Genomic DNA, 26,089 nt, shown 5'->3' with positions numbered 1-26,089 from the left:
GACATCGAGCTGTTAGGCCGCTCTATCCCCTAGTAGTCGAGCTTCCACATGTAGCGGCGCGTCATATAGTCCTTGTGGGTGACGGCAGAGAGTGCACGCATGTAGACGTTGTTGAGGATCGGCGCGAAGATCAGGTGGTTGAAGTACTCGCTCACGCTGTCCTTGATGTCGTTGAGGCCGAGCTCCTTGGCGTCGAGCTGATAGACGCGCTCGCCACCGTACTGGTTGACGAAGCGGATGCCGCGCTCGTCGTTGCAGCGGCTGCGGCCGACGCTGATGAGCTGGAACAGCGAGGTACGCTTGTCCAGGATCTCGAAGGGGCCATGGAAGAAATCGCAGGTGTTGATGGTGCAGGAGTCGATCTGCAGCATCTCCTGCACGTTGCAGATGCTAAAGACGTAGGCGGCACCAAAGAGCGGACCCTGAGCCATCACGTTGATGCAGGGCTTGTCGGCGTTCTGCTCGGCCCACTTGGCAGCAAGCGGACGGGTGTACTCGACGGCCTTGCGATAGATGGGGTCGACCAAGTCGAAGGCGGCCATGGCGGTCTCGTACTCGGCATAGCCCTCGGTCTGCTGCGTGAGCTCCATGGCGATCATGGTCACGACGGCGGAGTTGGTGCGGCCCATGCAGGACTCGTCGACGGCCAAGCTGTCGTACTGGATCTTGTAGTCGCAGACCTCGGTGAGGGCGGACTCGTCGACATAGATGGCGATGGTGCTGGCGCCGTGGTCCTTGGCGACCTGGGCGGCGACGATAGTCTCCTTGGTGCCGCGCATGGACACGACGACGGCCAAGGTGTTCTCGTTAACGTAGGCAGGGGTGGCGTGCGCGAACTCGTTGCTGGTGTAGCTGGAGCTCACGACCTGCGTGGCCTCGTGCTCCATAAAGTACTGGGCAGGATAGTTACCGCCGTTGGATCCGCCGGCGCCAATCCACACGACGCGCTTGATGCCGCCCTTGTCTGCCTTGTCGGCCAAAACCTGGGAGACGACATCCTTAACCTGTTCCTGAGTAGTCATCGTGCATCAGCCTTTCTTCTCGTTTGATGCTCATCACAGGCATACAAGTTACATACATATTTTGGTTATGTCGACTAGTTGTATGCTATATTTGTCTTAGAAATTTTGCTGCTGTGGTTTTCAGTAGCTCGCTACCAGCAGTTTTATTGTTTTATTAAATACATGCTTGCTTAGGTAAGCATACAGGTTAGATATAGGTTGGCAATATGGGCGTCACATCTAAAAAGAAACTGACCCAATACGAGCGCTTGGCGGGCACGCTGCGCGATCGCATCGCTGCCGGCACGTATGCGCGCGGAGACAAGCTGCCGTCCGAGATGGAGCTCATGGACGAATCGGGGCTGTCACGCAGCACCGTACGCCACGCCCTTAAGGTGCTCGTTGATGAGGGCCTGGTGCGAACCGAGCGCGGGCGTGGCGCCTTTGTGGCCGACACGCCCGCGCTCCACGAGAACAACCTGGTGTTTTCGAGCTATACCAAGCAGGTCGAAGGCCAGGGCATGAAGCCCACCACGCGCACCGTGGACTCGGGCTTTGCCAAGGCGGCCGGCAGCATAGCTAAGTTCTTTGACGCCGCCGTGGGCAGCAAGCTCGTCAAACTTGTCCGCCTGCGCTACCTGGACGACGCGCCGCTGTGCCTGGAGACCACCTACCTGCCGCCAAGCTTCGAGACGCTCATCGATCGCGATATCAACGGTTCGCTCTACGCCACGCTGCGACAGGAGTTCCATCGCGCACCGGCACAGGGGCATAAGACCTTTGAGGTGTGCTACGCCTCGCAAAACGAGGCGTTTTTGCTCAACGTTGAGCGCGGACAGGCGCTGATCCTGATCACCGACTACGTCTACGACACCGACGGCCGACCGCTCCATGTCTCCAAGCGCATCCAACGCACCGACCGCGCCAAATACATCGAACCCATCGGCTAACCTGCCAAAATAAACCTGTCCCTAAATGGTAGGTTTGGGAAGGTCGGGGAACCAGGTTGGTTTGGGTTGGTTGGGTGTGCGCTCAGCCAGGACCAGCTCCATCCAGCACATGTCGTACCAGCGGCCGAACTTTTGGGCGCAGCGATCGAAGGTGCCCACCAGGCGATATCCCATATGGGCATGGAAATCCTGGCTGTTGTGCGTCAGGTACTCGTCGTCCTTGTCGTGCGGCACGGCGATGAGCGCGCACATGTTGGTGATGCCCATCGCAATCAGGCATTGCTTGAGCGCATCGTGCAGCTTGCGGCCCAGCCCGCCGTGGCGCACATCGCGCGCCAGGTAGATCGACGTCTCGACCGACCAGTCGTATGCCTCGCGGCTGTTGAGCGGGCTCACATAGGCATAGCCTACCGGACGCCCGTCCAGCTCCATCACCAAATACGGGTAGCGCTTGAGCGTACGCTCGATACGCCCGGCGAACTCCTCAACGCTCGGCACCTCGTATTCGCAGGTAATCGCCGTCTGGCGCACATACGGCTCATAGATGGCAAGCAACGATGGTGCGTCATCGGGCGTCGCCAGGCGAATCGTCGGCTCGGACATTTCGGTCATACAACCCTTCCCCCTCAAAAACAAAGGCTGCCCTGCGCCAAGCTCAGGCGCAGGGCAGCCCCTTGTCATTACATCAGGCTACAGGACAGCCGCCAACGCGTCGATGTCCTCCTGCGTCGTGGCCCAGCTGGTGCAAAAGCGCACCACCGTGTGGGTCTCGTCGTACTTTTCCCAGTACTCAATCGAGGCATGCTCGCGAATGCGGGCCATGTCCTCGTTGGGCAGAATCACAAACTGCTGGTTGGTCGGCGTCTCCAAAAAGAACTGGTAGCCGCGCTCGTGCAGCACGCGACGAAGCGCCTGAGCGGTCTCGATCGCCTGGCGACCAATCTCAAAATACAGGCCGTCGGTAAAGAGCGCCTCAAACTGCACACCCGTCAGGCGGCCTTTGGCAAGCAGCGCGCCATGCTGCTTAATACGCGGAATGGGATGCGCCGGGGCGTGCATACCGCAGAACACCACAGCCTCGCCGCAGAGCGCGCCGCACTTGGTACCGCCGATGTAGAACACGTCGCACAGCTGCGCCAGCTCGGGCAGGGTAATGTCGCACTCATCGGCCGCCAGCGCATAGGCCAGGCGGGCGCCATCCACAAACAGCGGAATCTCGCGCTTCTGGCACACTGCGTGAATCGCCGCGAGCTCGGCCTTGGAGTACAGCGTGCCGTACTCGGTCGATAGGCTCACGTACACGGCACCCGGAAACACCGTGTGCTCGTAGCTCTCGTTTTCGTAGAACACCTGGATATAGTTCTCAAGGTCCTCGGCGTGCATCTTGCCCTCGTAGCCGGGGATGGTGAGCACCTTGTGGCCGCCAAACTCGATGGCGCCCGCCTCGTGGCAGGCGACGTGGCCAGTCTCGGCAGCAACGACGCCCTCGTACGGCGCGAGCAGCATGTCGATCACCGTCGCGTTGGCCTGCGTGCCGCCCACCAGAAAAAACACGTCGGCATCGGGGGCCTGACAGGCCTCGCGGATAAGCTGCTTGGCACGCTCGGTATGCGCATCGGTACCGTATCCGGGCTGTGGCTCCATATTGGTGTCGACGAGCGCCTGCAGCACCGCCGGGTGTGCGCCGTGGGAATAATCGTTGTTGAACGCGAGCATGGCAATCCTCTCTTACCGGGTATCGGCCAGATGATTCAAACGGAGCTATTGTACGCCGCTGGGATAGGCAATGCGCGCGGCAAGGCACTCAAGTGCCAGCACCAGAACAAAACCGCAGGTCACATCACTCAAAAAGTGCGCTCCGATCACGATGCGGCCAAACGCGACGAACGCCACAACCACAGCCGCCGTCCAAAAGACCACACGACGGCGCGACGGCTTTTCCTTAAAGGCCGCTGCGGGAAGCCCGGCGAGCATAAGGCCGATCGCCGCGTGCGCCGTGTGTCCGCTCGCAAACGACTTAAAGCCGTCCTTGACTACACCGGCGGCAATATAGGCCCACTTGTCGGGGTTGCCGATCACCCACCACGGCTGAAACTCGAGCCCCGGCGTCACCTCGATCACGCGCATGCGCGGGCGCGACCACAGCGGCTTGACGATCACGTTGAGGATGATGGCCTGAGCGACCCACACGGCAAGCACCATGAGCGCCCAGCGTGTGAGCTCGTCGGGCTCGGTCGTGCGCGTGAGGCGATAGACGATAAGGTTGGCGACGATGGCCAGCACAAACGTCAGCACCAACTGAGCCGCGATGAGTTTGCCGCCAACCCTCAGGGACGAAACGATCTCATAGCCGGTCAGGCCAACATTGACGAGGATGCCGAGCACGGCGAGCCATTTGCTCCCCCTGGAGTCGGGGCGCACCGCGCGCACGAGCATAACGCCCGCGACGCTCGCCGTCAGCTCAAACGGCAGCTCGCCGACCGCCTCGATAAAGCGGCCGTACACGCTGCCGATGTTGAACAGCGCGCTCGAGATCTGATAATCGAAGAAACTGCCCACGCCCAGACAGAGGGCAAGGATAACCGCGATAGCAGCGGCATCTTTCTTATAAATGTACCCGAACATGCTTTCCTTTCGATGGAACCAGATTGCCCAAATGGGGCGTTTACGGCGTCGACCCGTTAGTCATCGTCGGACGTGCCCAGCTGCTGCAGCAGCATGAGTGCCGCGGCCACGGGGCCGGTGCCGTCGTTGGCGTCGAGACCGCGACCCAGGCCGCTACCCGCGCCGGCGCCCGCCTTGTAGGGCACCGACAGTTTGCGGCTCTTGGGGAAGTTCACCGCTCCATAGCGGGTCTTAAGCTCATAGGCCACCTTCTTGGGAACGTCGACGCCCAAAAACGTGATGCGACCGCCGCTGAGCGTAACGCTCTCGAGCCCCAGGCGCTCGCCGCGAATGCGGATTCGCGCGCGATTGAACAGGTTGAGTCCCGCCAACGGCAGCTCGCCATGCGCGGCCTCGGTCTCTTCCTGCACCTCGTCGATGCTCTCCAGGTCCTCGGCCGCCGCAAGCTTACGGTATACGAGCACGCGCTGATCCACCGCCGGCAGGTACTCCTCGGACAAGAAGTAGTCGGCCGGCAGGTTAATACCCACGCTCGCGGCCTCCACACCGGCATCGTCGTCGCCTCGCGCCTCGGCCACGGCCTGACCCAGCATCTGCGTAAACAGGTCAAAGCCCACGCTCGACAGGTTGCCGTGCTGCTCGGCGCCCATGAGCGAGCCGGCGCCGCGAATCTCCAGGTCGCGCATGGCGATGCGCATGCCGCTGCCCAGGTCCTGGAACTCGGAGAGTGCGGTCAGGCGCGCCGTAGCCTCCTCGGTGAGCGGCAGCTCGCCCGGGAACATAAAGTACGCGTAGGCCTGCGTGGCAGAACGGCCCACGCGGCCCTTGAGCTGGTAGAGCTGTGCCAGGCCCAAGCGCTGCGAATCCTCGATGATGAGCGTGTTGGCGGTCGCGTTGTCTATGCCGCTCTCCACGATGGTCGTGGCGATGAGCACGTCAATCTTTTTGGTCGCAAACTCGATCATCACGTCCTCGACCTCGCGCGGGCTCATCTTGCCGTGCGCCACGCCCACGCGCGCCTCGGGCGCGGCCTCGTGCACGCGTGCCACGGCGTCGTCGATGGTCTTGACGCGGTTGGACACGTAGTACACCTGGCCGCCGCGGCCCACCTCCAGGCGAATCGCCGCGCTCACCACGTCGGGGTCGTACTCCCCCACGTGCACGATCACGGGGCGGCGCCCGGTCGGTGGCGTGGTGATCAGGCTCATGTCGCGCACGCCGCTCGTGGCCATCTGCATGGTTCGCGGAATAGGCGTTGCCGAAAGCGTGAGCACGTCAATCTGCTCGCGCAGGTTCTTGAGCTGCTCCTTGTGCTGCACGCCAAAGCGCTGCTCCTCGTCGATGATCACCAAACCCAGGTTCTTGGGGTTCACATCGGCCGAAAGCAGGCGGTGCGTGCCGATGAGCACGTCGATCGTGCCCTCGGCAAACGCCTTGAGCGCGCGCTTCTGCTGCGCCGGCGTGCGAAAGCGGCTGAGCACCTCGACCTCGAGGCCAAACGGGGCAAAGCGCTCAAAAAAGGTCTCGTAGTGCTGTTGGGCCAGAATGGTCGTGGGGCAGAGCACCATGACCTGACGGCCGGAGTCCACGCACTTAAACGCCGCGCGCAGGGCAACCTCGGTCTTGCCAAAGCCCACGTCGCCGCACAGCAGGCGGTCCATGGGCTTGGGCGCCTCCATGTCGGCCTTAATGTCGGCGATGGCCTCCAGCTGGTCGCGCGTCTCGTCGTAAGGAAAGCTCTCCTCCATCTCGATTTGCTCGGGCGTGTCGGGCGGGCAGGCGATACCGGTAATCGACGAGCGGCGCGTATACAGATCGACCAGGTCAAACGCCAGCTTTTTGGCGTTCTTGCGCGCCTTGTTGGTGGCACGCGTCCAGTCGGCGGTGTTGAGCCTAGTCAGGCGCGGCTTGTCGCCGTCGGGACCAACATAGCGCGTGATGCGGTCGACCTGCTCGAGCGGCACGTAGAGCTTGTCGCCGTCGGCATATTCCAACAAAAAGTAGTCGCGCTCCTTGCCGCCCACTTCCTGGCGCGCGATCTCGCTAAAGAGCGCGATGCCGTGAGTGGCGTGTACCACGTAGTCGCCCGGCTTAAACGGAAACGTGATCTGCGTAATGTCCACCTTGCGACGGCTGCGCGCGCGGTTGGCGTCCATGCGGGCATTGAGATCGGCGATCGAGAACACGGCTAGGTTGGCATCGGGCACCACCACGCCCTGCGGCAGGGCAGCATCCACAAAGGTCACGCGTCCGCGCGAGATGGTGGGTACGGCAGCACCGGCGGCAGCCTGGGCGGCGCCCGCCTCGAGCGATCGGGCGTTGAGCGCATCGACGCGGCGCTCGCGGATCGAGGCATGGGCCTCCTGGCGGGCAGCACGGTCGGCAGAATCTGCCGCTGCCACGCGTACGCGCTCGCCAATAACACCGGCGTTTTCGGGGGCGGCCGTCAGCGACTCCTCAAAGGTAATGCCCTCGTCGCCAAAGGTGAGCTCCATCGACTCGCGCGCTCCGCGGTCGGGAATGGCAAACACGCAGGCATAGCGCTTGCCCACGACTTCCTGAACGCGCGTCATAAAGCGGTTGTCCGAGCCTGCGATAGCCGGCTGCTCAATCTTGAGCTCTGCCGTAACCGCACCGCCGGCGCGGATCAGGCTCACGTAGTTCAGGCGCTGCTGAGCACCAAAGTCGAGCTGCTGGGCGCGCACGTACAGGCCGTCCAAGCGGTCAATCCCCGCCTCGCCGGCGCGCGCCTCGATATCCTCGTAGGCACGCAGGCAGTCGTCGAACAGCGAGCGCGGCTCGGACAGAACCACAAGCGCCTTGCCGCTCACGTGCGCCAACGGGCTCACGGTCTGGCCGTACATCACCGGCAAAAAGCGGTCGAGCTCGGGTGTGACGATACGCGCATCAACCATCTCGAGCAGCGCCGCCAGCTTGCTGTCGCTCTGGCTTGCGCGATAGAGCGCCACGTGCATGTTGTGAACGGCTTCGTCGGTAAGCGCCAGCTCGCGGCACGGGAAGATCTCGATGCTGTCCTCGTTGCCGATGGTTTGGCCCGTAGAGCTCACCATACGGCGAATGCGATCAATTTCGTCGCCAAAGAACTCAATGCGCACGGGCGCTTTCTCTTGTGCGGGGAATACCTCGACGGTGTCGCCGTGCACGCGGAACAGGCCGGGTGCGTCGGCGGCGCCGGCATTGGTGTAGCCCATGCCCACCAGGCGCTGCGGCACTTCGTCAAAAGGAATCTCCTCGCCCACCGCAAAGGTCGTGGACTCCCAGTAGCGGCTCTCGACTGGCGGCACGCAACGCAGCAGTGCGCGGGCCGAGGCAACCATGATGCAGTTGTCCCCGCGCACGATACGCCCCAGAGCCTCGCAGCGCTGCGCCACCACGGCATCGTCGGGCTCCTGCTCGCGCCACGGATAGTCCTTGCGCTCGGGAAAGCGGCACACGTGCGCCAGGCCCACGTAGGCGGCAAGGCTGCGCGCGGCGCGATCGGCCGCGTCCTCGCCGCTCACAATGTAGACCGTAGGGCGCGGGCGGCGCGCAAACTGAGCAGCCGCCATAAGCGTGCGGCCCGACTGCGACACGGCCAGCGTCACATCCTCGCCGGCGTCGAGCCCGGCCTCGACGGTCTGCAAGGCCTCGGCAGTGTAGAGCTGCGCGGCTATACGGTGAATGAGCATGCTGTTCCTCCGGCATCGCAACGCCAAAAGCCCGCCGGGGCAAGCTCGGCGGGTCGTGCGTCAAAGTTCATTGACGCTTATGGTACCGCACGGCCCCGTGACCAAAAGCCAAAGCGACATCATGCCAAATGTTGCCCACAACGGTCTTGCCAACGCGTTTCCCAGCTTATTAATCCGCTTTCCGCTTTTTAATTTGCTGTCTTCTGGCAGCAATTTACACCGTCCGCGCCCCATGGCGAGCATATCGAGCTGCAAAGCGCCTATAATTGAGGATAATTGCGTATTCAATGTCACTTTTTGATGAGGGGGGGGGGTGAAAACAAATGGCCGACACTCCATCTTGTGCACTGTACGCCGGGCTCAAGTCACTCGGTCGCATCAAAAACGGTAACGCCGCGCAAATTCTCATGGACGGCAACGCCCGTTACGGTGGACGCCTCATCTCCGAACGCTTGATGGTCCCGTCGTTTATCTCACGCGAAATCGTTCACGCCAAACCCGGTGACCTTCCCGAGTCGCTGTTTGCGCCCTTTGAACAAAGTGCGCGCCAGATACTCAACCTCATCATACAAAACCGAGGCTCCGACCCCCAATCGCTGTGCAAGGTCGCTAAACGCTATATGGAATCGTGCGCCCCAGACATGCAGGATGCCCTTACCAATTGCGGCGTCGACGGCATGCTCTTTAAAAACGGCGTCGAGCGCATCGAGACCACTGACGATAGCGACATTAAAAACCGCCTCTACATCCATCTGGTCTTTTTTATCGTTACCGGCTGCCTTGGCGACCCCGCCCGCGCCATCGAATACACCGAGTCCTTTGTGTCCGACCAGATGCTCTCGACACTCGGCACGGTCGAGACAACCGTCACCTCATTTTTCTCGACAACCGCGCGCCCCACGGGAGACATTCGCCTGGGGCTGCTGCGCGTCGTGGGCAACTCGGCACGACCGCCGTTGCGTCCCCTTACCACGGACCCGGTGGGCAGCATTATCGGGTCGCTGACGAGCGACGAGAACGCCATCACCGACGTCGATTCCGATGTCTCGCGTCAGCACCTGCGCATTTGGCTCCAAGACGGACGCTGGCTTGCGCAGGGCCTCGGCTCCACCAACGGATCGTTTTTGATCTCGGGCGTCGATCGCTGCCGACATGCTATCGAACCACCTAGACGCGAGCGCCCCGCCAACTTTGCCAACACCCCCGTCGAGATTCACAACGGAGACACGCTTTGCTTGGGCGCCACGACGCGCTTCTTGGTCATTCGCATCACAGACTAGCCCGCCCACACATCTTCGACGCACAAGGTGCCGTTATTTGCATCAACCCATGCAAATAACGGCACCTTTTCGATTAAGGCAACGGTTGCGCTACCTTTTCACTAACATTATCGCCATGCACTTTTTTCTCGAAAGGATCGCCCCGTGACGTACGACACGGATATGAATATCATCGCGTTGTCCCCCTTTGAACCAAACGCCATGTTTGCGACCACCGAAGACCCCGATACTATTCGCCGCTTTACCACCCTGTTGGATTGCGGGGCAGTCGGCGGCGGTTCCCACCATCTTCGCAAGGTCGCCAACACCGAGGGCGAGACCTTTGCGCTCAAGACGCTGTGGCCCCTCAGCGGCTGTGATGAAGACGGCTCCGCCGTCAGCCCCTCGGACATCAAGACGCTTACCGAGGAGTATCGCAATCTTGCAGCCGTCTCACTGTTGGACGGCTTTCCCAAAACCTATGGCTACGGCTATACCGGCTCCGTACCGGTCATCGTTATGGAGTGGATTGAAGGCCTGCCCCTTCGCGATGCTGCGGCAGAGCTAACCGACCCCGCCGAGGGCGGCCACATTCCCGCAAACACCGTCGCCGCGATTGGAAAACGCCTGGGAGAGATTCTCCTGGGTGCCCAAAAGCTCGATGCGCCGTTTGTACACCGTGATATCTCCTTGCGCAATATCATCATTCGCACGACGCTCCGGTCCCTTGCCCAGCAGATTGCACACTGCAGTTTTGACCTTTGCCTGGTCGATCTGGGCAGCTCGAGCATCAAGCGCTCAGACCCCTCGTTTACCATGTCCACCGGCATCTGGCGCAACGGCACCCCCGAGTTCGCCCCACCCGAGATGCTCTCCAACGACATCCCCGAGCTGGCGCCGCTGCGTACGTCGCCCAGCATCGATACATACGAGCTCTGCAGCGTACTCTACACGCTCTATGCCGGCCACACGCCATATCGCCTAAACGAGCATATGGACCAGTCGCCCTACCTGTACAAGATCGAGCACGAGCACGAGCCGCTTGAGGCACGCGTACCCGGCGACCAAATGCTTGTCGATGTCATCATGAGCGGCATCCATAACGAGCAGTCCCAGCGCGCGCCGCTGTCTACGATTGTCGGCAAGCTCGATGCCTGGATTAAAGACATCGATTTTGAGCCGCGCACGCCGCTGCCCACCCCGGTCGACTTTAGCCAGCAACCGAAGCCTTCCTGCTCCGACAAGGCTCAGACGCGCCGCCCAGTCATCTCGCGTCGCGCTGCGCTCGTGCTCGGCGGCGTCTGCGTTGCCGGCATAGCAGGCTCTGCCATTGCCACAGGATGCTGGGGGCTTATCGACCTGGCGCACGGCATCAAGCCGTCACTCGACGATTACACCTGGGAAGAACTCGCCCTGATCTCCCGCAAAATCCAAGAAACATCTTCCAGCAAAAAGGTGCTCGAGATTGCCGAAACCTACCACCTGGTAAACAGCAAGCAGTCGCTCGAAAACGAGAACACCAAGACCGTCAGGCTTTCCGACGGGACCAAGGCACAAGTCCAGATCGTGGGCTTTAAGGCAGACACACTCACCGATGACGGCCTTCCCGCTGGCATCACCTTTATGTTCCGTACCCCCATCGCCATGCGCGCCGTTAACGACAGCGCCGCGACGGGCGGTTGGGAGCAATCGTCGCTTCGCGAATGGTTGGCGGACAAGGGCATGGCTACGCTGCCCGACGATCTCCGTAATCAGATCCGCTCGGTGCGTAAGCTCACCAACAACACCGGCGGCACCAAAGACGCCTCCAGCATCACCGCCACCGATGACAAGCTGTGGCTGCCGTCCATGAGCGAGCTGTGCGGCTACCAGGCGCCCGAAACGTTCGCAGAAGGCTACGAGTACCTTTCTACCCTCTACAGCGGAGAAGGCGAGCAGTACCAGCTCTATCGCGAGCAGAGCGTAAGCGGTCTGACCACCAACGATGCCATGATCCGCACCGTCGCTGGCAAAAAGATCTGCTACTGGGAGCGCACCCCCAGCGCCGACTGCAGCGAGGGCGCCAACTCGACGTACTTTAACCGCGTTGGAAAAGACGGCGACGTATTTAGCTGGGCAACGCCCGGAAACAAACCAGACCAAAAGACCTATGTCCTACCCGGCTTTTGCATCTAACACCTTCACCGGATACCAGAAAGGAGCCTCGCATCATGCGCGCGGAAACACCTTCCGAGGTGCTCTTTGATTTCCTTAAGTGCGACCTGCAGATCAATAATCGAGAAGCGGCGCGCATCTTGGTTTCGGACAAGCCGCTGGGCGCCAAACCGGCCCCTAGGTTTCGCATTGCCGAAAAGACGTTTCTATCGCGACGCGTGGTGCACGTCGTTCCGGGTACCGACAAGATCGACCCCGAAATGTTTGCCGATTTTTCGCAGAGCGTCCAGAACTTGGCTGCCGCTGCAAAAATCGGCAGTGGCAGCAGTCCAGCGGCCGCCAACGCTCGCCAGCAAGTCATTACGACGCGCGCCCTCGAGCGCATGGCAACGTCGCTCGAACACTGGGGGCTCGATGGTTCCATCCTGCGCAATATCTTTGACCGCATCGCCGTCATGCCGGGCCTCAAGCAAAGCGACCGGCGCCTTTTGGAGCTCCTTGCGCTAACGGTCTGCGGATGCTTGGCTGATCCCAATGCCGCCGCCTCCGAGGTCAAAGACTTTGCCATAACGCAACTGGCCCAGACCTTTGGCACGCTCGAGACCGCCGAGGTCGTCCAGGCACAAGGCACTAACCGCAAGGTCAACGAGCCTCCTGCAAAACTGGGGCTGCTCAGGCTTTCGAAAGACGGCTCGGCCTTGCCGCCGATCTATCCTTTGAGCCTCGATCCCGAGGGTACGGTACTAGGCTCTTTTGCACACGACCAAAACGCCATCACCAACGTAGGGCCCGATGTGTCCCGCCGGCACCTGCGCGTGGCGTATTCCAACGGCACATGGCTCGCAAGCGGGCTGCACTCCACCAACGGAACGGTGCTGGTGACACGCAACGGCACGACCACCGTTATCGAAAAACCACGCTCGCTGCGCACCGCCGATGACAAGGACAGTCAGATTCCTATCCACGACGGCGACCTGCTCAAGCTGGGTTCCTCGACCGAGTTTTTGGTGCTGAAGATCTCCTCAAACGTACGCGCGCTGGCCTAGGGCCGCGCACATACAATAAGAATCAACGCAAAGGAGCGCCGCTGCACACATCGCAGCGGCGCTCCTTTGTACAAAGGCGCCCCCGGCCTTGTAACCGGAGGCGCCTATAAAGGGGAAACGAGCTTAAAAAGCTACATTAGGCATTAAAGCGGCGGCGGGTAGCACCGGCGGCGATGGCAGCGGCACCCAGACCGGCGATGATCGTAACCTGAGCGGCAACGCTATCACCAGTGGTGGGAAGGGCAGCCTCGTCGGCCTTCTTCTCGTCAGCCTTCTTCTCGGCCTTGGCCGGAGTCTTGGTCGTCGCGGTGGTGTTCACCTGCTGCTGAGTGGGCTCAACATAGGGAACCAGCGAACCCAGGACCTTCTTGGCGGCCTCAAGCTGAGCCTGAGCCGTGGCCTCGGCCTGCTTGGCGAGCTGGAGGTCAGCAAGAGCGTCGTAAGCAACACTCTGAGCAGCGTCGAGCTTAGCACGGGCAGCCTCGACCTCCGCGGACTTGGCGTCCTTGTTGGCCTTTGCGTCCTCGAGAGCCTTAGCGGCCTCATCCTTTGCCTTCTGGGCGTCGGCGAGAGCAACCTGAGCAGCGTTGGCGGCAGCAAGAGCGTTGTCCCAAGCAGCCTTCTTGGCGGCAAGGGTATTCTCAGCATTCAAAGCCTCGTTCTCGAGGTCGTTGTACTCCTGGCCCAGCTTATCAGCCTTGGCGGCAGCAGCCTTGAGCGCAGCCTGGGCAGCGGCAACGATCTGCGGCTTCTTCTTGGCCTGGGCGAGAGCCTGGTTAGCCTTAACCTGCTCATCGATGGCAGCGTCACGGTCGGCCTTAGCATCCTCGGCAGCCTTAGCAGCCTTATCAGACTTGTTCAGAGCCTCGTTGTAAGCCTTACCAGACTCGTCCGCCTTGCCCATGGCAGCATCAAATGCATCCTGAGCGTCCTTGACAGTCTGCTCCTTGCCCTGAGCAGCCTTCAGGTCAGCCTCGGCCTGGGCCTTCTTGTCGGTCGTCTTGGACCAAGCAGCCTTAGCCTCATCGGCAGCGGCGCGGGCGTCCTCGGCCTTCTTCTCGTACTGGTTCTCGTTGTACTCAACACCAAGCTTATCGGCGTCAGCCTTGAGCTGCGGATACTGCTGGCCAAGGCTCACCAGTGCAGTTGCGGCGTTCCACTCAGTCAATGCCTGAGCGGCAGCGTTGGTGGCATTGCTCCAAGCCTGATATGCTTCGTCATCAATCTTGGTGGCATCCTTAAGCTCATTCTCGGTGTCCTCAACTGCCTGAGAAGCATTATTTACCGCATTCTTTGCGGCTTCTAACTTGGAGCTGGCAAGGACGCCTTCTTCCGTCAGCCTATCAAGCTCAGCCTTCTTCGCCTCGTAGTCGGCCTTATACTGCGCAAGCTTGTTGTTGATCTGAGCCTTCTGGGCACCAGTCTCGTTCTTCTTAGCCTCGGCCTTAATAGCCTCGTTGTTGCGGTCGTGGTATTTCTGGCCGAGCTCGTCGGCCTTTGCCTTGTTGGCGTCAAGGTTCTCGTAAGCCTCCTGAGCCTTGTTAGCCTCGGCGAGCTTAGCGTCCCACTCGTTCTTCTTAGCAGTGGCAGCGTCCTCGGCCTTGATAGCCTTGTTGTTAAGCTCATTGAACTTGGCAGCAGCCTCATCGTCAGTCTTGGTGGCAGCCTCAAGAGCAGCCTGGGCATCCTCGACGGAGGGAAGCTTCTTGGCAGCCTCGAGAGCAACCTGGGCGTCGTTGGCGGCCTTCTTGGCAGCCTTCATCGTCTTCTCGGCATCCTTGGCAGCCTGCTCAGCCTTAGCAGCAGCGTTGTCAAGGTCGCTCCACTCCTGATAAAGCTTATCGGCCTTCTTGGCAGCAGCGTCGTAGGCAGCCTGGGCCTCGTCCTCAGAAGTCAGGTTCTTGGCGTTCTCCAGAGCAACCTGGGCGTCGTTCTGAGCCTGTGCGGCGTCGTTCCACTCTGCCTTCTTGGCGTCGGCAGCGGCGCGGGCCTCCTCGGCCTTCTTCACGTACTGGTTCTCGTTGTACTCAACACCGAGTGCGTCGGCAGCGTCCTGGGCGTCCTTGTAAGCCTTCTCGGCCTCGTCCAGAGCGTCCTTGGCGGTGGCGAGCTTGGTCTCGGCCTCCATCTCGGCAGCGGCAGCGGCCTCGAGAGCCTTCTGGGCCTCCTGGTCGCCGGCCTGAGCCTCGTCGGCGGCAGCCTTAGCCTCGTCGTAGGCCTTCTGGGTCTTCTCGACGTTGGCCTTAGCCTCGTCGTAGGCCTTCTGGGCCTTCTCGACGTCGGCCTTAGCGGCGGCGATCTCTTCCTTGCTGGCCTGCTTCTGCTCGGCCTTGACATCGTCGTTGGCGTCGGCGCCGGACTCAGCGAAAGCAGCGGTCTGCAGGACCGGAGACAGTGCGAGGCTGGCGGTAACTGCCATGGTTACCGCAGGCTTAGCAAGATTGAGCTTGGGTTGCGCTTTTTTGTGCGCGGGCTGATACTTTGCCATGTTTTCCCCTTTGTTCAGAAACAGCCCGTCCCGAAAAAACGAGACAGTTTTACTAGTGCACGATTTATTTAAAAGGGGAAAAACGCGAATTGGTTGCGCAACCAAGCTATATCTAAGGTTTGAGACTTTTTTGCAAAAAAGTTTGCAAAAAGCTATTACACCATCCGTACGCTGGGGCAAAGGTCTGCCAGCGGGCACTCGTCGCACTTAGGTTTGCGGGCGTCGCGCAAACTGCACGGCGGCCATCAGCACCCGTTCCACTCACCCAAAACGCACATGCCCGAACGTCCTCGGCACAAAACAGCCCGATCGGACAGCATCAATTATCAGCTTTCACCTGCGTTACTTTGTAATTATGGCAATTCCTACTTTATAGTTGTGGTAACTTCTAATTAGTAATTATGGTTGTTTTGCCTTGACAATCTGACAAATCCCAAAGACCTGCCACGAAACCCGCCGGATGCTGACAAACTCGGCACGAGGCTTTCGGACCAAAAGCCTGCCTACGGGCATGCGATGCAAGACACGAAGGGCGTTAAAAATGATTGAGCGAATCATGGCCCAAAAGCTACGCGACATGTCAGAATGGTTCCCCGTCGTCTCGCTTACGGGGCCACGCCAAAGCGGCAAGTCAACTCTCATCAAGGCCGTCTTTCCTGAATATGAATATCTCAACCTCGAGAACCCGGAAGTCCGTCGCGCCGCACTCGATGACCCCGTCGGCTTTATCAGCAGGCGCCCCGATCATCTGATCATCGACGAGGCCCAATATGCACCGGAGCTGTTCAGCATGATTCAGGTCGCCTCCGACGAGCGCGGAAGAGCCGGCCAGTATGTATTGTCCGGCTCGCAAAACTTTTTGCTCATGCACAACATCCAGCAATCGCTTGCCGGGCGCGTCGGCATGCTCAAACTCCTACCTCTCTCCTACCAGGAGCTCAGCGATACGCAAATCTCGCTTGACACCTACCTGATTCGCGGGGGATACCCGCGCATATATGATGCGGGCATCCCCACCGACATGTTCTACCAAAATTACCTTATGACCTATGTGGAACGCGATGCGGGCGGTCTTCTCGACGTGCGCAACCTGAGCTCCTTTAGAAAAATGATCGGGCTGTGCGCGGCTTGCGTGGGAGGGCTGCTCAACCTATCAAGACTCGCCGCTGATGTGGGAGTCGCCACGGCGACGATCAGCTCGTGGCTTTCGATCCTGCAATCAAGCTATTTGGTGTTCCTGCTTCAGCCATATGCTGGAAACATGCGCAAGCGGCTTACCAAAGCGCCAAAACTGTACTTCTACGACACGGGACTACTTTGCCATCTGCTTGGCATTCACGACGAGCGCAGTCTCATGAACCACCCCCTAAGCGGGGAAATATTCGAAAACCTCGTTGTCTCGGAACGCCAGAAGGCATATCTCAACAGAGGCATCGAGCCCACGCTTGTCTTTTATCGCGACGACAGCAAACGAGAGATCGACCTTATCGATCTAACAGAGCCGGCTCGCCCGCAGGCGTTCGAAATCAAATCGGGCGCTACCTATCGCGACACATTCGCTCGACACCTACGCTCTGTTGGTTCCGAACTGGGCATTCCCGCAAAGGACCGAGCCGTCGTATATCACGGCTCCGAGCGCTACGATACCGAGGGCGCATCGGTTGTGCCGGCAGAAGAGTTCTTGCTTCGGGAGTCGTAGCGAGCGCCGTGGTCACCGGCCGCGCCTCGATTTGTGCCACCCGGAGATACGCGAGAGCGGCGACACCCTGCCCTTGCAACCTAGTCCATCCGTACGCTGGGGCAAAGATCTGCCAGCGGGCACTCGTCGCACTTGGGTTTGCGGGCATCGCAGATCTCGCGGCCAAAGGTGATCCACTGGTGGTTGACCGACTCCCAATACTCGTGCGGCAAGATCTTGAGCAGATCCTGCTCGGTCTTGAGCGGCTCTTTGGCGTGCGTCTTGGGACTCAGCATCAGACGGTGCGCGATGCGGTTGACGTGCGTATCGACCGCGATGCCCTCGACAATGCCAAACCCCACGTTGAGCACGATGTTCGCCGTCTTGCGCCCAACGCCCGGCAGCTTGACAAGCTCCTTCATGTCGGCCGGCACCTCGCCGCCGTAATCGGCGACAATCATCTGTGCGGCCTCCACGGCGTGCTTGGCTTTGCTCTTATAGAAGCCGAGCGACTTGATGATATCGGCCACATCGGCAACGCTCGCCCCCGCCATGGCCTCGGGCGTGGGCCACTGGGCAAACAGCTTCGGCGTCACCTTGTTGACCTGCGCGTCGGTCGTCTGCGCCGAGAGCAACACCGCTATGAGCAGCCTATAGGGATTCTCGTGGTCCAAAAAACACTCAACCGGGCCATAGCGACGGTTAAGGCGCTCGCACACCTCAACGGCGCGCTCGCGCTTGGCGGCATTGGTCTCGCGTGGCATAACGACTCCTCGGATTGGCGGCATAACTTACCTATGGGCACGATTGTCCCACGTATGGGGTCTTTACGCCTCCAAAAATGCGCCGGTCTGGCGGCCCCACAAGCTTGCGTACTCGCCGCCTGCCTCGACAAGCTGCGCATGCGTACCGTCCTCGACGATCTCGCCGTCCGCCAGCACCACGATGCGGTCGAGCGCCGCCACGGTGGACAGGCGATGTGCCACCACAATAGAGGTGCGGCCGCGCATCAGGTTCTCAAGCGCCTCCTGCACCAGCGCCTCGGACTCACTGTCCAGGGCAGAGGTCGCCTCGTCGAGCACCAGAATCGGCGCGTCGGTGAGGATGGCACGGGCGATGGCCACGCGCTGGCGCTGACCGCCCGAAAGCTTAACGCCGCGCTCGCCCACCATGGTGTCAAAGCCCCGGGGCAGGCGGTCGATAAACTCCAGGGCATTGGCCAAGCGGGCCGCCTCGCGGATCTGTTCGTCGGTGGCATCGGGGCGGCCGTAGGCGATGTTCTCGCGAATGGAGCGGTGAAACAGCAGCGCCTCCTGCGGCACGTAGGCAACCTGGCGGCGCAGGCTCTGCTGCGTGCAGCGCGAGACATCCTGACCGTCCACGAGTACGCGACCGCCCTGTACGTCGTCCAGGCGCAACAACAGCTTGGTGAGCGTCGTCTTGCCCGAGCCCGATTTGCCCACCAGGCCCACGCGCTGACCCGCCGCCACATGGAGCGTCAGGTCGTCGAACACGCTCTCGCCCGCCGCGGCGTCGCGGTATGCAAAGCTCAGGTGCTCAAAATCAATCGCGCCCTCGCCCACCTTGAGCTCGGGAGCGTTCTCGTCGTCTGCCACCAGACGCGGCTCGTCCAGCACGCGCGTCATCTCGGCCGCATCGCCCAGCGCGCGGTTAATGCGCTGCATCATGGAGCTTACGTAGTTCAGACGCATGGTGAGGTTGTACGTATAGGTAAAGATCATGACAAGCGAGCCGGCAGAGATACCAAACCACGCGTTGCCGCCCGCCACAAACACACTCACCACGGCCATGGTGATGACGATAAGGCCCGAGGTCGTAAAGTTACGCTGCATCATGGCGTGCATCGAAACCGTTTCGGCGTCGCGCGCGGCGCGGTCGGCGCTATCGAACAGGTCGCGCTCAAAGTCTTCGCGCCCGCAGGTCTTGACGGCCAGGATGTTCGTGACCGCGTCGGAAAGCACGCCCGACAGCTTGTTCTGCGCGGCGGACGTCGCGGCCGAAAGCGGCATGATGCGCTTATACATGAGCCAGACAAACGCAATGTAGACGACCATAATGCCCACCAGGATCACGGTAAACGTGGGCACCACCGGAGCGAGCGCCGCCACCGTACAGATAACCGAGGTGACAGTGGGGATGAGCGAATACACCGTCACGTCAACCAGACCCGTGTAGCCGCTCATAAAACGGCTCGTCTGGCTCACAAGCGATCCACCAAAACGGCTGGTGTGGAATGTCATGGATTGATTGGAGAGCGTGTCGAAGCACAGGCGCGCCAAGTGATAGTTACCCGCAATCTCGAGCTTGTAGACGGTGTAGTCCTGCAGCTTGGAGAGGATTTGGCCTACCAGGTTAACGAGCACGAGCGCCAGAATGTAGGGGCCAAAGACCTCAAACACCCGGTCGCCCGCCACGGGGCCGGCCTGGACGCGGTCGACGATAAGCGCCATCACGTAGGTGTTGGCAAACGTGAGCAAAAAGATGTAGCCCGCCGACGAGAGCACCGAGAGAAAGACGATCAGCGGCTGCGTGCGCGTGACGTCCCAAAAACGCTGCAGCGTGCGGCGCACGGTTGAGCGTTTGAGCGGACTGGTGCTTCTCTGTGACATGGGCTTCCTTTCACATCTGGCGGGGCTAAACGTCATTGTTGCATACTAAAGCGCACTTCAGGCAAGCACGATGCGAAAAGCAGCGGGGTGCCCGCGTTTGCGCCGGCGCCCCACCGTCTTGTTGTAATTATTCCTCGTCTTCTTGATCTGTGAGAAGGCCCGCGGGCGTGAGTCCCAAGATCTCATCAGCTTGGTCGGCGTCTTCCAGCGCGTCGATGTCCTTGAGCTTGCGCTCCATGACGTTGGTGCGCGTGGTGATGATGCCCTCGACCGTCTTTCCCGCGGTCTCGATTTGCTGCTGGGCGCGGCGCAGCGCCGCCTGATAGCGCGGCAGCTCGGCCTTGACGGCAGAAAGCACGCGCAGCACGTCATCGGTGCGTTTTTGCAGCCTAAACGTCTGGTAGCTCATCTGTAGACTGTTAAGGATAGCCGCCATGGTGCTAGGGCCGGCAACGTTGACGTGATAGTCGCGACCCAGGGTCTCGATAAGTCCCGGACGACTGACAACCTCGGCGTACAGCCCCTCAAACGGCACGAACATAATGCCAAAGTTGGTCGTTGCCGGCACACTCAGGTACTTTTCGCAGATGTCCTTGGCCTCGCGCTTGACCATGGCGTCGAGCGTCTTACGCGCTGCGGCGACGGCCTCAGCGTCACCCGACTCCTGGGCGTCGAGCAGATGCTCATATGCGTCACCCGGGAATTTTGAGTCGATCGGCAGCAGCACGGGATCGTCCTCGTCTACTGGCAGCTTGACGGCAAACTCAACGCGCTCCGAGGCGCCGGGCTTGGTGGCGACGTTTTCCAGATACTGGTCGGGCGTGAGGATGTCCGCCAGGATTGCACCCAGCTGTACCTCGCCCAAAATGCCACGCGCCTTTACGTTGCCCAGCACGCGCTTAAGGTCGCCCACGCCGGTGGCGATGGACTGCATGTCGCCCAGGCCCTTGTACACGGCCTCGAGCTGGTCGCTCACCTGCTTAAACGATGCCGACAGGCGATCGTTGAGCGTGCGGGAGAGCTTCTCGTCCACCGTCGCGCGCATCTGATCGAGTTGCACGTTGTTGTCTTTGCGGATAGCACCCAGCTGGGCATCGACCGTCTCGCGCACCTTGTCCAGGCGGTGCTCGATGCCCTCGCGGTTGGCACCGAGTTGTTGGGCCGTCTCGCGGCGCAGGTCATCCATCCGGTCACCAGCTTGCGAAAACTCGCGTGCGATGTTCAGGTAACGTTGCTGCTCCACGGCCGCATCTGTCGTCTGCTGCTGCGCGATAGCATTGGCCGTGCGGCGGGTTTCGGCCAACGCGACGTTCAGGGCATCGAGCGCGTTGTTGGCCTGCTCGAGTGCCGCCATCGCCTCCGCACCGTCATCGCTGCGCTCTCGCAGCTCAGCGCGAAGGCCCTTGAGCTGCAGTTCGCAAGCCACAGCCACTCCTACCGCTACCAAGGCGATCACGACCAGCACAATATCAACAGCAGACATAGACTCCGCCCAACAAACCCAATCGAACATCAATCAAAACCGCGATCAATCTTACCCCGCCACACGCACCGGGCGCCCGGCCCCTTCTTGGGCGCCCCTCTCCTCCGCATATTCCATAATGCGGCGCGCCGTCTCCCTGCTCACCTTTGAGTCATCGCCGGCTAAGTATGCGTACACGTTTCCCTTATTCAGATTCAAATCGCGGCAGAGACCGTAGCGCGTTACGCCCGATTCCCCTAGCGCTCCCAACGTTCTTTTTCGCATCAGAGCGTTGATCCTTCTGTCCGCCACTGGCTTTTCCTTCACCGCTCTATACGCACGCCAAACGTTGGCATAACGATTAGGGAGTTTGTCCTCGGCGCATAGAGATGCCAGGCTACCCGTTTGGGCGTACAAGGACAAAACGCCTCGGTAATCCTCTTCCATCCACGAACCCTCGGATAAGCCCAGAACGTATTCGGCTTTACCCTGCGCCAAAGCGAGCAAAAACAGGGGCTCCGCCACGCGCGGCGCAACCGTCGTCGCCTGCTTAACCAGTTTTCTAAAACTGAGCGACTGCTGTCCGGATAGCTCTCGGCAATAGCCTTTTAAGAATCCCTCAAAGGTCAGATTCAACCGAGCACCTCCTTTTTGTATTGCCTGTATGCGCAGACCATCTCTTGATAACTCCGCTCCGAAGGCGACGACGCCAGCGCCTCGCCCTCGTCGAATATAAGCCGTTCGAGCAGTCCCCAATCAAGTCGGTCGACGAATGCCTGGCTATGAAGATCGACGATGTCGTTCGGACGGTAGGCATAGAGCTTCATTACCGCTAGGTCTTCCAAGGATGGCGTAAAGTACCTGATAAAACGCGCCCCAATATCCAAGGGAATCAAACGATCTTCGTAATTGAATGGCATCTGATTACAATATGCCGCCGCCATACCATTCACCTCGGGATATCTAGCTATGATCTCGCGGAGGCACCTGTCTGCCTCAAACACATCAATGTCATGTGTAACCGACCGATTCGTCACATCGTTAAGCATGAAGGCGCTCCCTCCCACCAATACAACGCTCGGTCTATCGTCTCTTGGACCTATTTCCAGCTCCGCCTCTTCGTCAATACCCAAAAGAGTCTGCTCTAAATCCTGCTTATGCATAGCAAATCCTATTATTAATTATCATCAATAATACTATTCAGTCGCACGACAGGACCCACAGGATGCAAGAATTCTACTTGTGGCGACAATCCCTGCACCCTAGAAGTCCTAATGTGACAAACGCTAACTCTCCCAGCCGGCGCGGATGGTTGTTACGACATCGCCCAGGCGCTGGCCGAGAGCTGTCAAATGTTGGAGCACTTCGCTGGGCGAGGCGCCGTTGAGAATGCACGTGAGGGCATATGAGGCCAAGAAGATTGCCGCGAGTCCCAACGGGATCAGCACGATCATCGCCAGCGTACGCAGGCGCTGGGCCCAGCGACGGCGACGCGCACGACGCTTGTCGAACGCAAGCTCCTGCGCATATGAATCTTGCTGTACGGAATAGGCTCCTGGGTCCACCTCACCCGCAGACGATACCGCGGGCGCGGCGTTTTGCGCAGGAGGCTGGACGGCTGCCCCTTGCATTTGCATCTCCATAAGCCGCTGCTGTTGGCGCAGCATGCGCTCGGCTTGTTGCTGCGGGGTCTCAAGAAACAGATCCATGTTGGCCTCCTCAATAGGAGCATTCGATGCTTGCGCCCAGCATCCCGCACCATCGCGGCCGCGGCAACGAAATCCGCGGCAATAGCCGCAAAGATTCTTTTGTCAGAAAACTGTCGAAAAGTTCAACAACTCCCCTACCAGCACTTTCTTTGAGCTTTTTTCGCCAGCAATCTTTTGCCCTCTCGCCCTTGCGCCATCCGACCAAAACCTAACCAAAAGCTTGACGGAAATTGTGAAGACAGGGACCCCACACAAAAACGTGCCGCCCCAAAAGGGGCGGCACGCAAACTTCTAATCAGCTTTTCTGTAGCGAGCACGCAACGACCCAACGCCGGGGCGCGGGGAGGGAAGGCAATCCGGCCTCCCGCCCTGTGCTCCGCAGCAGCCAGCGCCACGCGCTAGTAGTTCACCACCTGCTCCTCAAAGTACGCCTTGGGATGGTTGCAAACCGGGCACACCTCGGGCGCCTTGGCACCAACATGCAGGTGCCCGCAGTTCAGGCACTTCCACACCTTTACGCCCTCGCGCTCAAACACCTCGCCCGATTCAATGCGCTCGACGAGCTTGTTATAGCGCTCCTCGTGAGCCTTCTCGACAGCGCCAACGCCACGGAACTTCGCGGCAATCTCGGCAAAACCCTCCTCTTCGGCGGTCTTGGCGAACTCGTCATACATCGTGGTCCACTCGTAGTTCTCGCCCGCGGCGGCATCGCGCAGGTTGTCCAGCGTATCCGGAACAGCACCGTCGTGCAGGTACTTAAACCACAGCTTGGCATGCTCGGACTCGTTGCCCGCCGTCTCGGCAAAGATATTCGAAATCTGAACGTAGCCGTCCTTTTTGGCCTTGGATGCATAGTAACGATACTTGGTGTGCGCCTGGGACTCACCGGCAAAAGCGGTCTCGAGGTTCTTCTTGGTTTGAGAATTCTCAAAATCCATAGGTGTACTTCCCTTCAATACGCGCCGCCCATAGACTTTGAACGGCATTGTTTTTAGGATACCCTCATGCCGAGAATCTAAACCTTACTATCCTGTCCTGCAAATTCGCGTCATCACACACTCAGCCAGCGCTCGCCTTCGGCACGACAAAAGCCTTCGCGCTCTAGGTCGGCAAGAATGCCCGCAATAAAATCGCAACCAACCGGTTCGCGACCCGCTGCGGCCTCCATCTTGTTAACGCCTGCAACAGCTTCAACAAGCGTTATGCCCGCCGGCTGTCCGTCGCGAGCTGCAAGCAGCATGCGCACGATATGGGCACGCTTTTGCCGACGCGAGCCCTCAAATTTGGACTGGCGGCTGTAGCCCGCCGAGCGCCTAGACGGATTGGGCAGCGTCTTTTTGAGATACGCGCCGTAATCCAGCAGCGCGTAATACCACGCGCGCGGCGTATCGGCATCGTCGAGCGGCACGGCAAAGGGAGCGGCCTCATCCGCCGCCGCACCGGGCGCCGCCGGGCAGGCCGCCTGGATCAACGGCACCAGCTCGCGATCGGGAACAGACGGAACGTCAGGAAAAAAGTGATGCAGAAAGACCGTGCGCACATTGGTCTCCAGGTACACTCCCGGAAGATCAAACGCAAATGACCGAATGCCCTGCGCCGTTGCGGGCCCAATACCGGGCAGCGCGACCAGGTCGCACGTATCACGCGGAAACTCCCCATCCCAGTCCTCCACGAGTCGCTGCGCGGCCTTATGGAGCGCCAAAGCACGACGGTTGTAGCCCATGCCCTGCCAAGCGTCCAAAACATCAGAAGGAGCGGCCTGGGCGAGAGAATGCACGGTCGGAAAGCGGTCGAGCCATACCGGCATGCGCATCTCTACGCGTGGAACCTGCGTCTGCTGCAGCATGACCTCGGAAAGCCAGATGATGTACGGGTCACGTGTGCGGCGCCACGGAAGGTCGCGATAACGCAGAACCCCTTCCGAACGAATCATCGAACGAAAGGGGTCCTGAATCATAGCTATACTCCTTATGCGGCGCTACTCCTCCCGGCAAGCACACGCGCAAACGGCATACTCGGGAAAGGCGTCGCGGTCGGCGAACTTGGGATCGACGGCGGGGAACTGGCGGCGAGCGACGACATCGTCCAGCGAAACGGAATCGAGGTAGTCACGCATCAGCGCCTGGGCCCCAGCCCACAGGGGATGATAGCAGCACGTGCCCCTGCGCGCACAGTCGCCATCGAGTGCCGTGCAATCATTCATAACCATAGGGCCCTGAACGGCCTCGACGACCTGACGGATAGTGACCTCGCTCGGGTTGACCTTAAGACGCATACCGCCGTGGACGCCACGCAGGCTCTCCACAATACCGGCCTGAACCAAACCGTGTTGGATCGAACGGGCAAACGAATACGGAACATTGACCTCTTCGGCAGCAGTGCGAACAGAAAGCAACCGCTCCGGCTCCTCGGCAAGCATCGCAAGCATGCGGAGGGCATAATCAGTCTTCCTCGATATGTCCATGTTTCCCCTTTCAAGGAATACGAACAGCTCGAACGGGCTCCGGGGCCGAGCTTACGTCGAGACGCTAAATAACCGCCGGGACAACCAAATAGTGAATTAGATGTCCGCTGAAGGTCGAATCCAAAGCAAATTGCATCAGATTAGGCCAACAGTGGAATTTAGTATAACCTAACCCCCTGTTTCATTGAACGAGTGTTGCGCAACAAACCCCCCTTGTTTAAACCGATGTACTTAATTCTTTTCCGCATCTCGGAAACAAGGAGCTGAATGAAAGGGACGGCCGAGCGGTTGTCCTATTAAACGCAAAAAGCCACGTCCGAAGACGTGGCTTTAATTGCGTTGGCGGGAAGTACGGGGCTCGAACCCGCGACCTCCGACGTGACAGGCCGGCGCTCTAACCAAACTGAGCTAACTCCCCAGGCAGTCGTTCGCGTTTGTTTCCACTCGCGTGCGCTGCGGGGATTAGTATACACAGAAGTCTGTTCGCCGCGCAACAACTTTTTTGAAAATATTTTTTGGGTCCCTCCGGGAGGGTCTCCGGGGCCGGCTGGCGCGGGTTAAGTTTGCTGCTCTACAGTCCTGCGCAAGACGGAAAGCACATTAAGTGCTTTCCTTTGCGTGCGGAACTCGCGACAAACTTAACACGCGCCAGCCGGCCCCGGAGACCCTCCCTGCCGTCACTATGTTCAACCAGTTTTGCGGGCGTGCGCCGCTGCGCGGCTAGCCCGCGTGCTCCTCGGCGGGGTTGGTCTGATTGTTCTTGTTGAAGATCGGCCTTTGGCTCAAATGGAAACGGGGGATGCATTGTGAACTGCCTCCCATTTCTTGGACACGAGAAATGGGAGGCTTTTTATGCGTGTCGACTTGAGAGTGAAACACGACATCGAGGCCAGGAAGGCGGCGATCGGGCTCTTCGAGCGAGGGCACGGCTTCG

Annotated in this window: 23 protein-coding genes and 1 tRNA gene; 6 read left to right on the top strand and 18 right to left on the bottom strand. The window is 60.0% G+C overall.

Going from position 1 to position 26,089, the window contains the following annotated elements:
• Positions 1–29: 29 nt before the first annotated feature.
• Positions 30–1,022: an SIS domain-containing protein gene (locus FYJ40_RS08440; RefSeq protein WP_154518538.1), complete on the bottom strand. Its 993-nt coding sequence runs from the start codon at positions 1,020–1,022 to the stop codon at positions 30–32.
• 206 nt (positions 1,023–1,228) lie between these two features.
• Here FYJ40_RS08440 and FYJ40_RS08435 point away from each other — a divergent pair, with 206 nt between their 5' ends.
• Complete coding sequence (locus FYJ40_RS08435) at positions 1,229–1,951, top strand: GntR family transcriptional regulator (RefSeq protein ID WP_154518535.1); 723 nt, start codon at positions 1,229–1,231, stop codon at positions 1,949–1,951.
• 21 nt (positions 1,952–1,972) lie between these two features.
• Here FYJ40_RS08435 and FYJ40_RS08430 read toward each other — a convergent pair whose 3' ends face one another.
• The 4 genes from FYJ40_RS08430 to mfd form a co-directional block, all read right to left on the bottom strand.
• A complete protein-coding gene (locus tag FYJ40_RS08430; protein WP_154518532.1) occupies positions 1,973–2,563 on the bottom strand; it encodes a GNAT family N-acetyltransferase in 591 nt (196 codons plus the stop codon).
• Positions 2,564–2,641: 78 nt separating this feature from the next.
• The gene (locus tag FYJ40_RS08425) at positions 2,642–3,667 is read right to left on the bottom strand and encodes a low specificity L-threonine aldolase (protein ID WP_118271027.1); all 1,026 of its coding nucleotides are present in this window, start codon (positions 3,665–3,667) and stop codon (positions 2,642–2,644) included.
• Positions 3,668–3,712: 45 nt separating this feature from the next.
• The gene (locus tag FYJ40_RS08420; RefSeq protein ID WP_154518529.1) at positions 3,713–4,576 is read right to left on the bottom strand and encodes a phosphatase PAP2 family protein; all 864 of its coding nucleotides are present in this window, start codon (positions 4,574–4,576) and stop codon (positions 3,713–3,715) included.
• A 56-nt stretch (positions 4,577–4,632) separates the two neighbouring features.
• On the bottom strand, positions 4,633–8,265 hold the full coding sequence (gene mfd, locus FYJ40_RS08415; protein ID WP_154518526.1) for a transcription-repair coupling factor: 3,633 nt from the start codon (positions 8,263–8,265) through the stop codon (positions 4,633–4,635).
• A 323-nt stretch (positions 8,266–8,588) separates the two neighbouring features.
• Between mfd and FYJ40_RS08410 the strand changes: the two genes are divergently transcribed.
• From FYJ40_RS08410 to FYJ40_RS08400, 3 genes are all read left to right on the top strand, one after another.
• A complete protein-coding gene (locus FYJ40_RS08410; protein WP_154518523.1) occupies positions 8,589–9,545 on the top strand; it encodes an FHA domain-containing protein in 957 nt (318 codons plus the stop codon).
• A gap of 144 nt (positions 9,546–9,689) precedes the next feature.
• Complete coding sequence (locus tag FYJ40_RS08405) at positions 9,690–11,699, top strand: DUF6273 domain-containing protein (RefSeq protein WP_154518520.1); 2,010 nt, start codon at positions 9,690–9,692, stop codon at positions 11,697–11,699.
• Positions 11,700–11,734: 35 nt separating this feature from the next.
• A complete protein-coding gene (locus FYJ40_RS08400) occupies positions 11,735–12,724 on the top strand; it encodes an FHA domain-containing protein (RefSeq protein ID WP_154518517.1) in 990 nt (329 codons plus the stop codon).
• Positions 12,725–12,860: 136 nt separating this feature from the next.
• On the opposite strand, the gene FYJ40_RS08395 is transcribed toward FYJ40_RS08400, so the two are convergent.
• Together FYJ40_RS08395 and FYJ40_RS09260 are read right to left on the bottom strand one after the other, a co-directional pair.
• The gene (locus tag FYJ40_RS08395; RefSeq protein ID WP_154518514.1) at positions 12,861–15,212 is read right to left on the bottom strand and encodes a hypothetical protein; all 2,352 of its coding nucleotides are present in this window, start codon (positions 15,210–15,212) and stop codon (positions 12,861–12,863) included.
• 155 nt (positions 15,213–15,367) lie between these two features.
• On the bottom strand, positions 15,368–15,442 hold the full coding sequence (locus FYJ40_RS09260; RefSeq protein WP_154518561.1) for a hypothetical protein: 75 nt from the start codon (positions 15,440–15,442) through the stop codon (positions 15,368–15,370).
• Between the two features lie 311 nt (positions 15,443–15,753).
• Here FYJ40_RS09260 and FYJ40_RS08385 point away from each other — a divergent pair, with 311 nt between their 5' ends.
• Complete coding sequence (locus FYJ40_RS08385; RefSeq protein WP_154518511.1) at positions 15,754–16,911, top strand: ATP-binding protein; 1,158 nt, start codon at positions 15,754–15,756, stop codon at positions 16,909–16,911.
• An 80-nt stretch (positions 16,912–16,991) separates the two neighbouring features.
• On the opposite strand, the gene nth is transcribed toward FYJ40_RS08385, so the two are convergent.
• The 6 genes from nth to FYJ40_RS08355 all read right to left on the bottom strand — a co-directional run bounded on the left by nth (position 16,992) and on the right by FYJ40_RS08355 (position 22,691).
• Positions 16,992–17,654, bottom strand: coding sequence for an endonuclease III (nth, locus tag FYJ40_RS08380; protein WP_154518508.1), 663 nt, complete (start codon positions 17,652–17,654; stop codon positions 16,992–16,994).
• Positions 17,655–17,717: 63 nt separating this feature from the next.
• Entirely contained in the window at positions 17,718–19,520 is a 1,803-nt protein-coding gene (locus FYJ40_RS08375; RefSeq protein WP_154518505.1) for an ABC transporter ATP-binding protein, read from the bottom strand.
• A 127-nt stretch (positions 19,521–19,647) separates the two neighbouring features.
• Complete coding sequence (rmuC, locus tag FYJ40_RS08370; RefSeq protein ID WP_154518502.1) at positions 19,648–21,003, bottom strand: DNA recombination protein RmuC; 1,356 nt, start codon at positions 21,001–21,003, stop codon at positions 19,648–19,650.
• Positions 21,004–21,054: 51 nt separating this feature from the next.
• Complete coding sequence (locus FYJ40_RS08365) at positions 21,055–21,618, bottom strand: transcriptional regulator (protein WP_154518499.1); 564 nt, start codon at positions 21,616–21,618, stop codon at positions 21,055–21,057.
• Positions 21,615–22,145, bottom strand: coding sequence for a DUF6036 family nucleotidyltransferase (locus tag FYJ40_RS08360; protein ID WP_154518496.1), 531 nt, complete (start codon positions 22,143–22,145; stop codon positions 21,615–21,617). The genes FYJ40_RS08365 and FYJ40_RS08360 overlap by 4 nt, the downstream gene beginning before the upstream one ends.
• A gap of 123 nt (positions 22,146–22,268) precedes the next feature.
• Entirely contained in the window at positions 22,269–22,691 is a 423-nt protein-coding gene (locus FYJ40_RS08355) for a hypothetical protein (RefSeq protein WP_154518493.1), read from the bottom strand.
• Between the two features lie 26 nt (positions 22,692–22,717).
• Here FYJ40_RS08355 and FYJ40_RS08350 point away from each other — a divergent pair, with 26 nt between their 5' ends.
• Complete coding sequence (locus tag FYJ40_RS08350) at positions 22,718–22,903, top strand: hypothetical protein (protein WP_154518490.1); 186 nt, start codon at positions 22,718–22,720, stop codon at positions 22,901–22,903.
• Between the two features lie 186 nt (positions 22,904–23,089).
• Here the strand turns inward: FYJ40_RS08350 and rbr are convergent, their stop codons facing one another.
• The 5 genes from rbr to FYJ40_RS09070 form a co-directional block, all read right to left on the bottom strand.
• A complete protein-coding gene (rbr, locus tag FYJ40_RS08345) occupies positions 23,090–23,629 on the bottom strand; it encodes a rubrerythrin (protein ID WP_154518486.1) in 540 nt (179 codons plus the stop codon).
• 113 nt (positions 23,630–23,742) lie between these two features.
• Entirely contained in the window at positions 23,743–24,648 is a 906-nt protein-coding gene (locus FYJ40_RS08340) for an adenine glycosylase (RefSeq protein ID WP_154518483.1), read from the bottom strand.
• A gap of 21 nt (positions 24,649–24,669) precedes the next feature.
• Positions 24,670–25,155, bottom strand: a complete 486-nt coding sequence (locus FYJ40_RS08335) for an Rrf2 family transcriptional regulator (RefSeq protein WP_154518481.1) — start codon at positions 25,153–25,155, stop codon at positions 24,670–24,672.
• A 340-nt stretch (positions 25,156–25,495) separates the two neighbouring features.
• Positions 25,496–25,573, bottom strand: a tRNA-Asp gene (locus FYJ40_RS08330).
• Positions 25,574–25,875: 302 nt separating this feature from the next.
• The coding region (locus tag FYJ40_RS09070) for a hypothetical protein (protein WP_229770737.1) at positions 25,876–26,089 on the bottom strand (214 nt) is incomplete at its 5' end.

This window comes from Collinsella sp. WCA1-178-WT-3 (M1) (assembly GCF_009696325.1).
Lineage (GTDB): Bacteria > Actinomycetota > Coriobacteriia > Coriobacteriales > Coriobacteriaceae > Collinsella.
The sequence above is the reverse complement of the archived record's forward strand: the minus strand, read 5'-3'. Positions and strand labels throughout refer to the sequence as shown.

Coding starts and splice junctions, on each gene's coding strand:
- FYJ40_RS08440 (WP_154518538.1), bottom strand. CDS start 1,022: ATGACTACTCAGGAACAGGTTAAGGATGTCGTCTCCCAGGTTTTGGCC.
- FYJ40_RS08435 (WP_154518535.1), top strand. CDS start 1,229: ATGGGCGTCACATCTAAAAAGAAACTGACCCAATACGAGCGCTTGGCG.
- FYJ40_RS08430 (WP_154518532.1), bottom strand. CDS start 2,563: ATGACCGAAATGTCCGAGCCGACGATTCGCCTGGCGACGCCCGATGAC.
- FYJ40_RS08425 (WP_118271027.1), bottom strand. CDS start 3,667: ATGCTCGCGTTCAACAACGATTATTCCCACGGCGCACACCCGGCGGTG.
- FYJ40_RS08420 (WP_154518529.1), bottom strand. CDS start 4,576: ATGTTCGGGTACATTTATAAGAAAGATGCCGCTGCTATCGCGGTTATC.
- mfd (WP_154518526.1), bottom strand. CDS start 8,265: ATGCTCATTCACCGTATAGCCGCGCAGCTCTACACTGCCGAGGCCTTG.
- FYJ40_RS08410 (WP_154518523.1), top strand. CDS start 8,589: ATGGCCGACACTCCATCTTGTGCACTGTACGCCGGGCTCAAGTCACTC.
- FYJ40_RS08400 (WP_154518517.1), top strand. CDS start 11,735: ATGCGCGCGGAAACACCTTCCGAGGTGCTCTTTGATTTCCTTAAGTGC.
- FYJ40_RS08395 (WP_154518514.1), bottom strand. CDS start 15,212: ATGGCAAAGTATCAGCCCGCGCACAAAAAAGCGCAACCCAAGCTCAAT.
- FYJ40_RS08385 (WP_154518511.1), top strand. CDS start 15,754: ATGATTGAGCGAATCATGGCCCAAAAGCTACGCGACATGTCAGAATGG.
- nth (WP_154518508.1), bottom strand. CDS start 17,654: ATGCCACGCGAGACCAATGCCGCCAAGCGCGAGCGCGCCGTTGAGGTG.
- FYJ40_RS08375 (WP_154518505.1), bottom strand. CDS start 19,520: ATGTCACAGAGAAGCACCAGTCCGCTCAAACGCTCAACCGTGCGCCGC.
- rmuC (WP_154518502.1), bottom strand. CDS start 21,003: ATGTCTGCTGTTGATATTGTGCTGGTCGTGATCGCCTTGGTAGCGGTA.
- FYJ40_RS08360 (WP_154518496.1), bottom strand. CDS start 22,145: ATGCATAAGCAGGATTTAGAGCAGACTCTTTTGGGTATTGACGAAGAG.
- FYJ40_RS08355 (WP_154518493.1), bottom strand. CDS start 22,691: ATGGATCTGTTTCTTGAGACCCCGCAGCAACAAGCCGAGCGCATGCTG.
- FYJ40_RS08350 (WP_154518490.1), top strand. CDS start 22,718: ATGCTTGCGCCCAGCATCCCGCACCATCGCGGCCGCGGCAACGAAATC.
- rbr (WP_154518486.1), bottom strand. CDS start 23,629: ATGGATTTTGAGAATTCTCAAACCAAGAAGAACCTCGAGACCGCTTTT.
- FYJ40_RS08340 (WP_154518483.1), bottom strand. CDS start 24,648: ATGATTCAGGACCCCTTTCGTTCGATGATTCGTTCGGAAGGGGTTCTG.
- FYJ40_RS08335 (WP_154518481.1), bottom strand. CDS start 25,155: ATGGACATATCGAGGAAGACTGATTATGCCCTCCGCATGCTTGCGATG.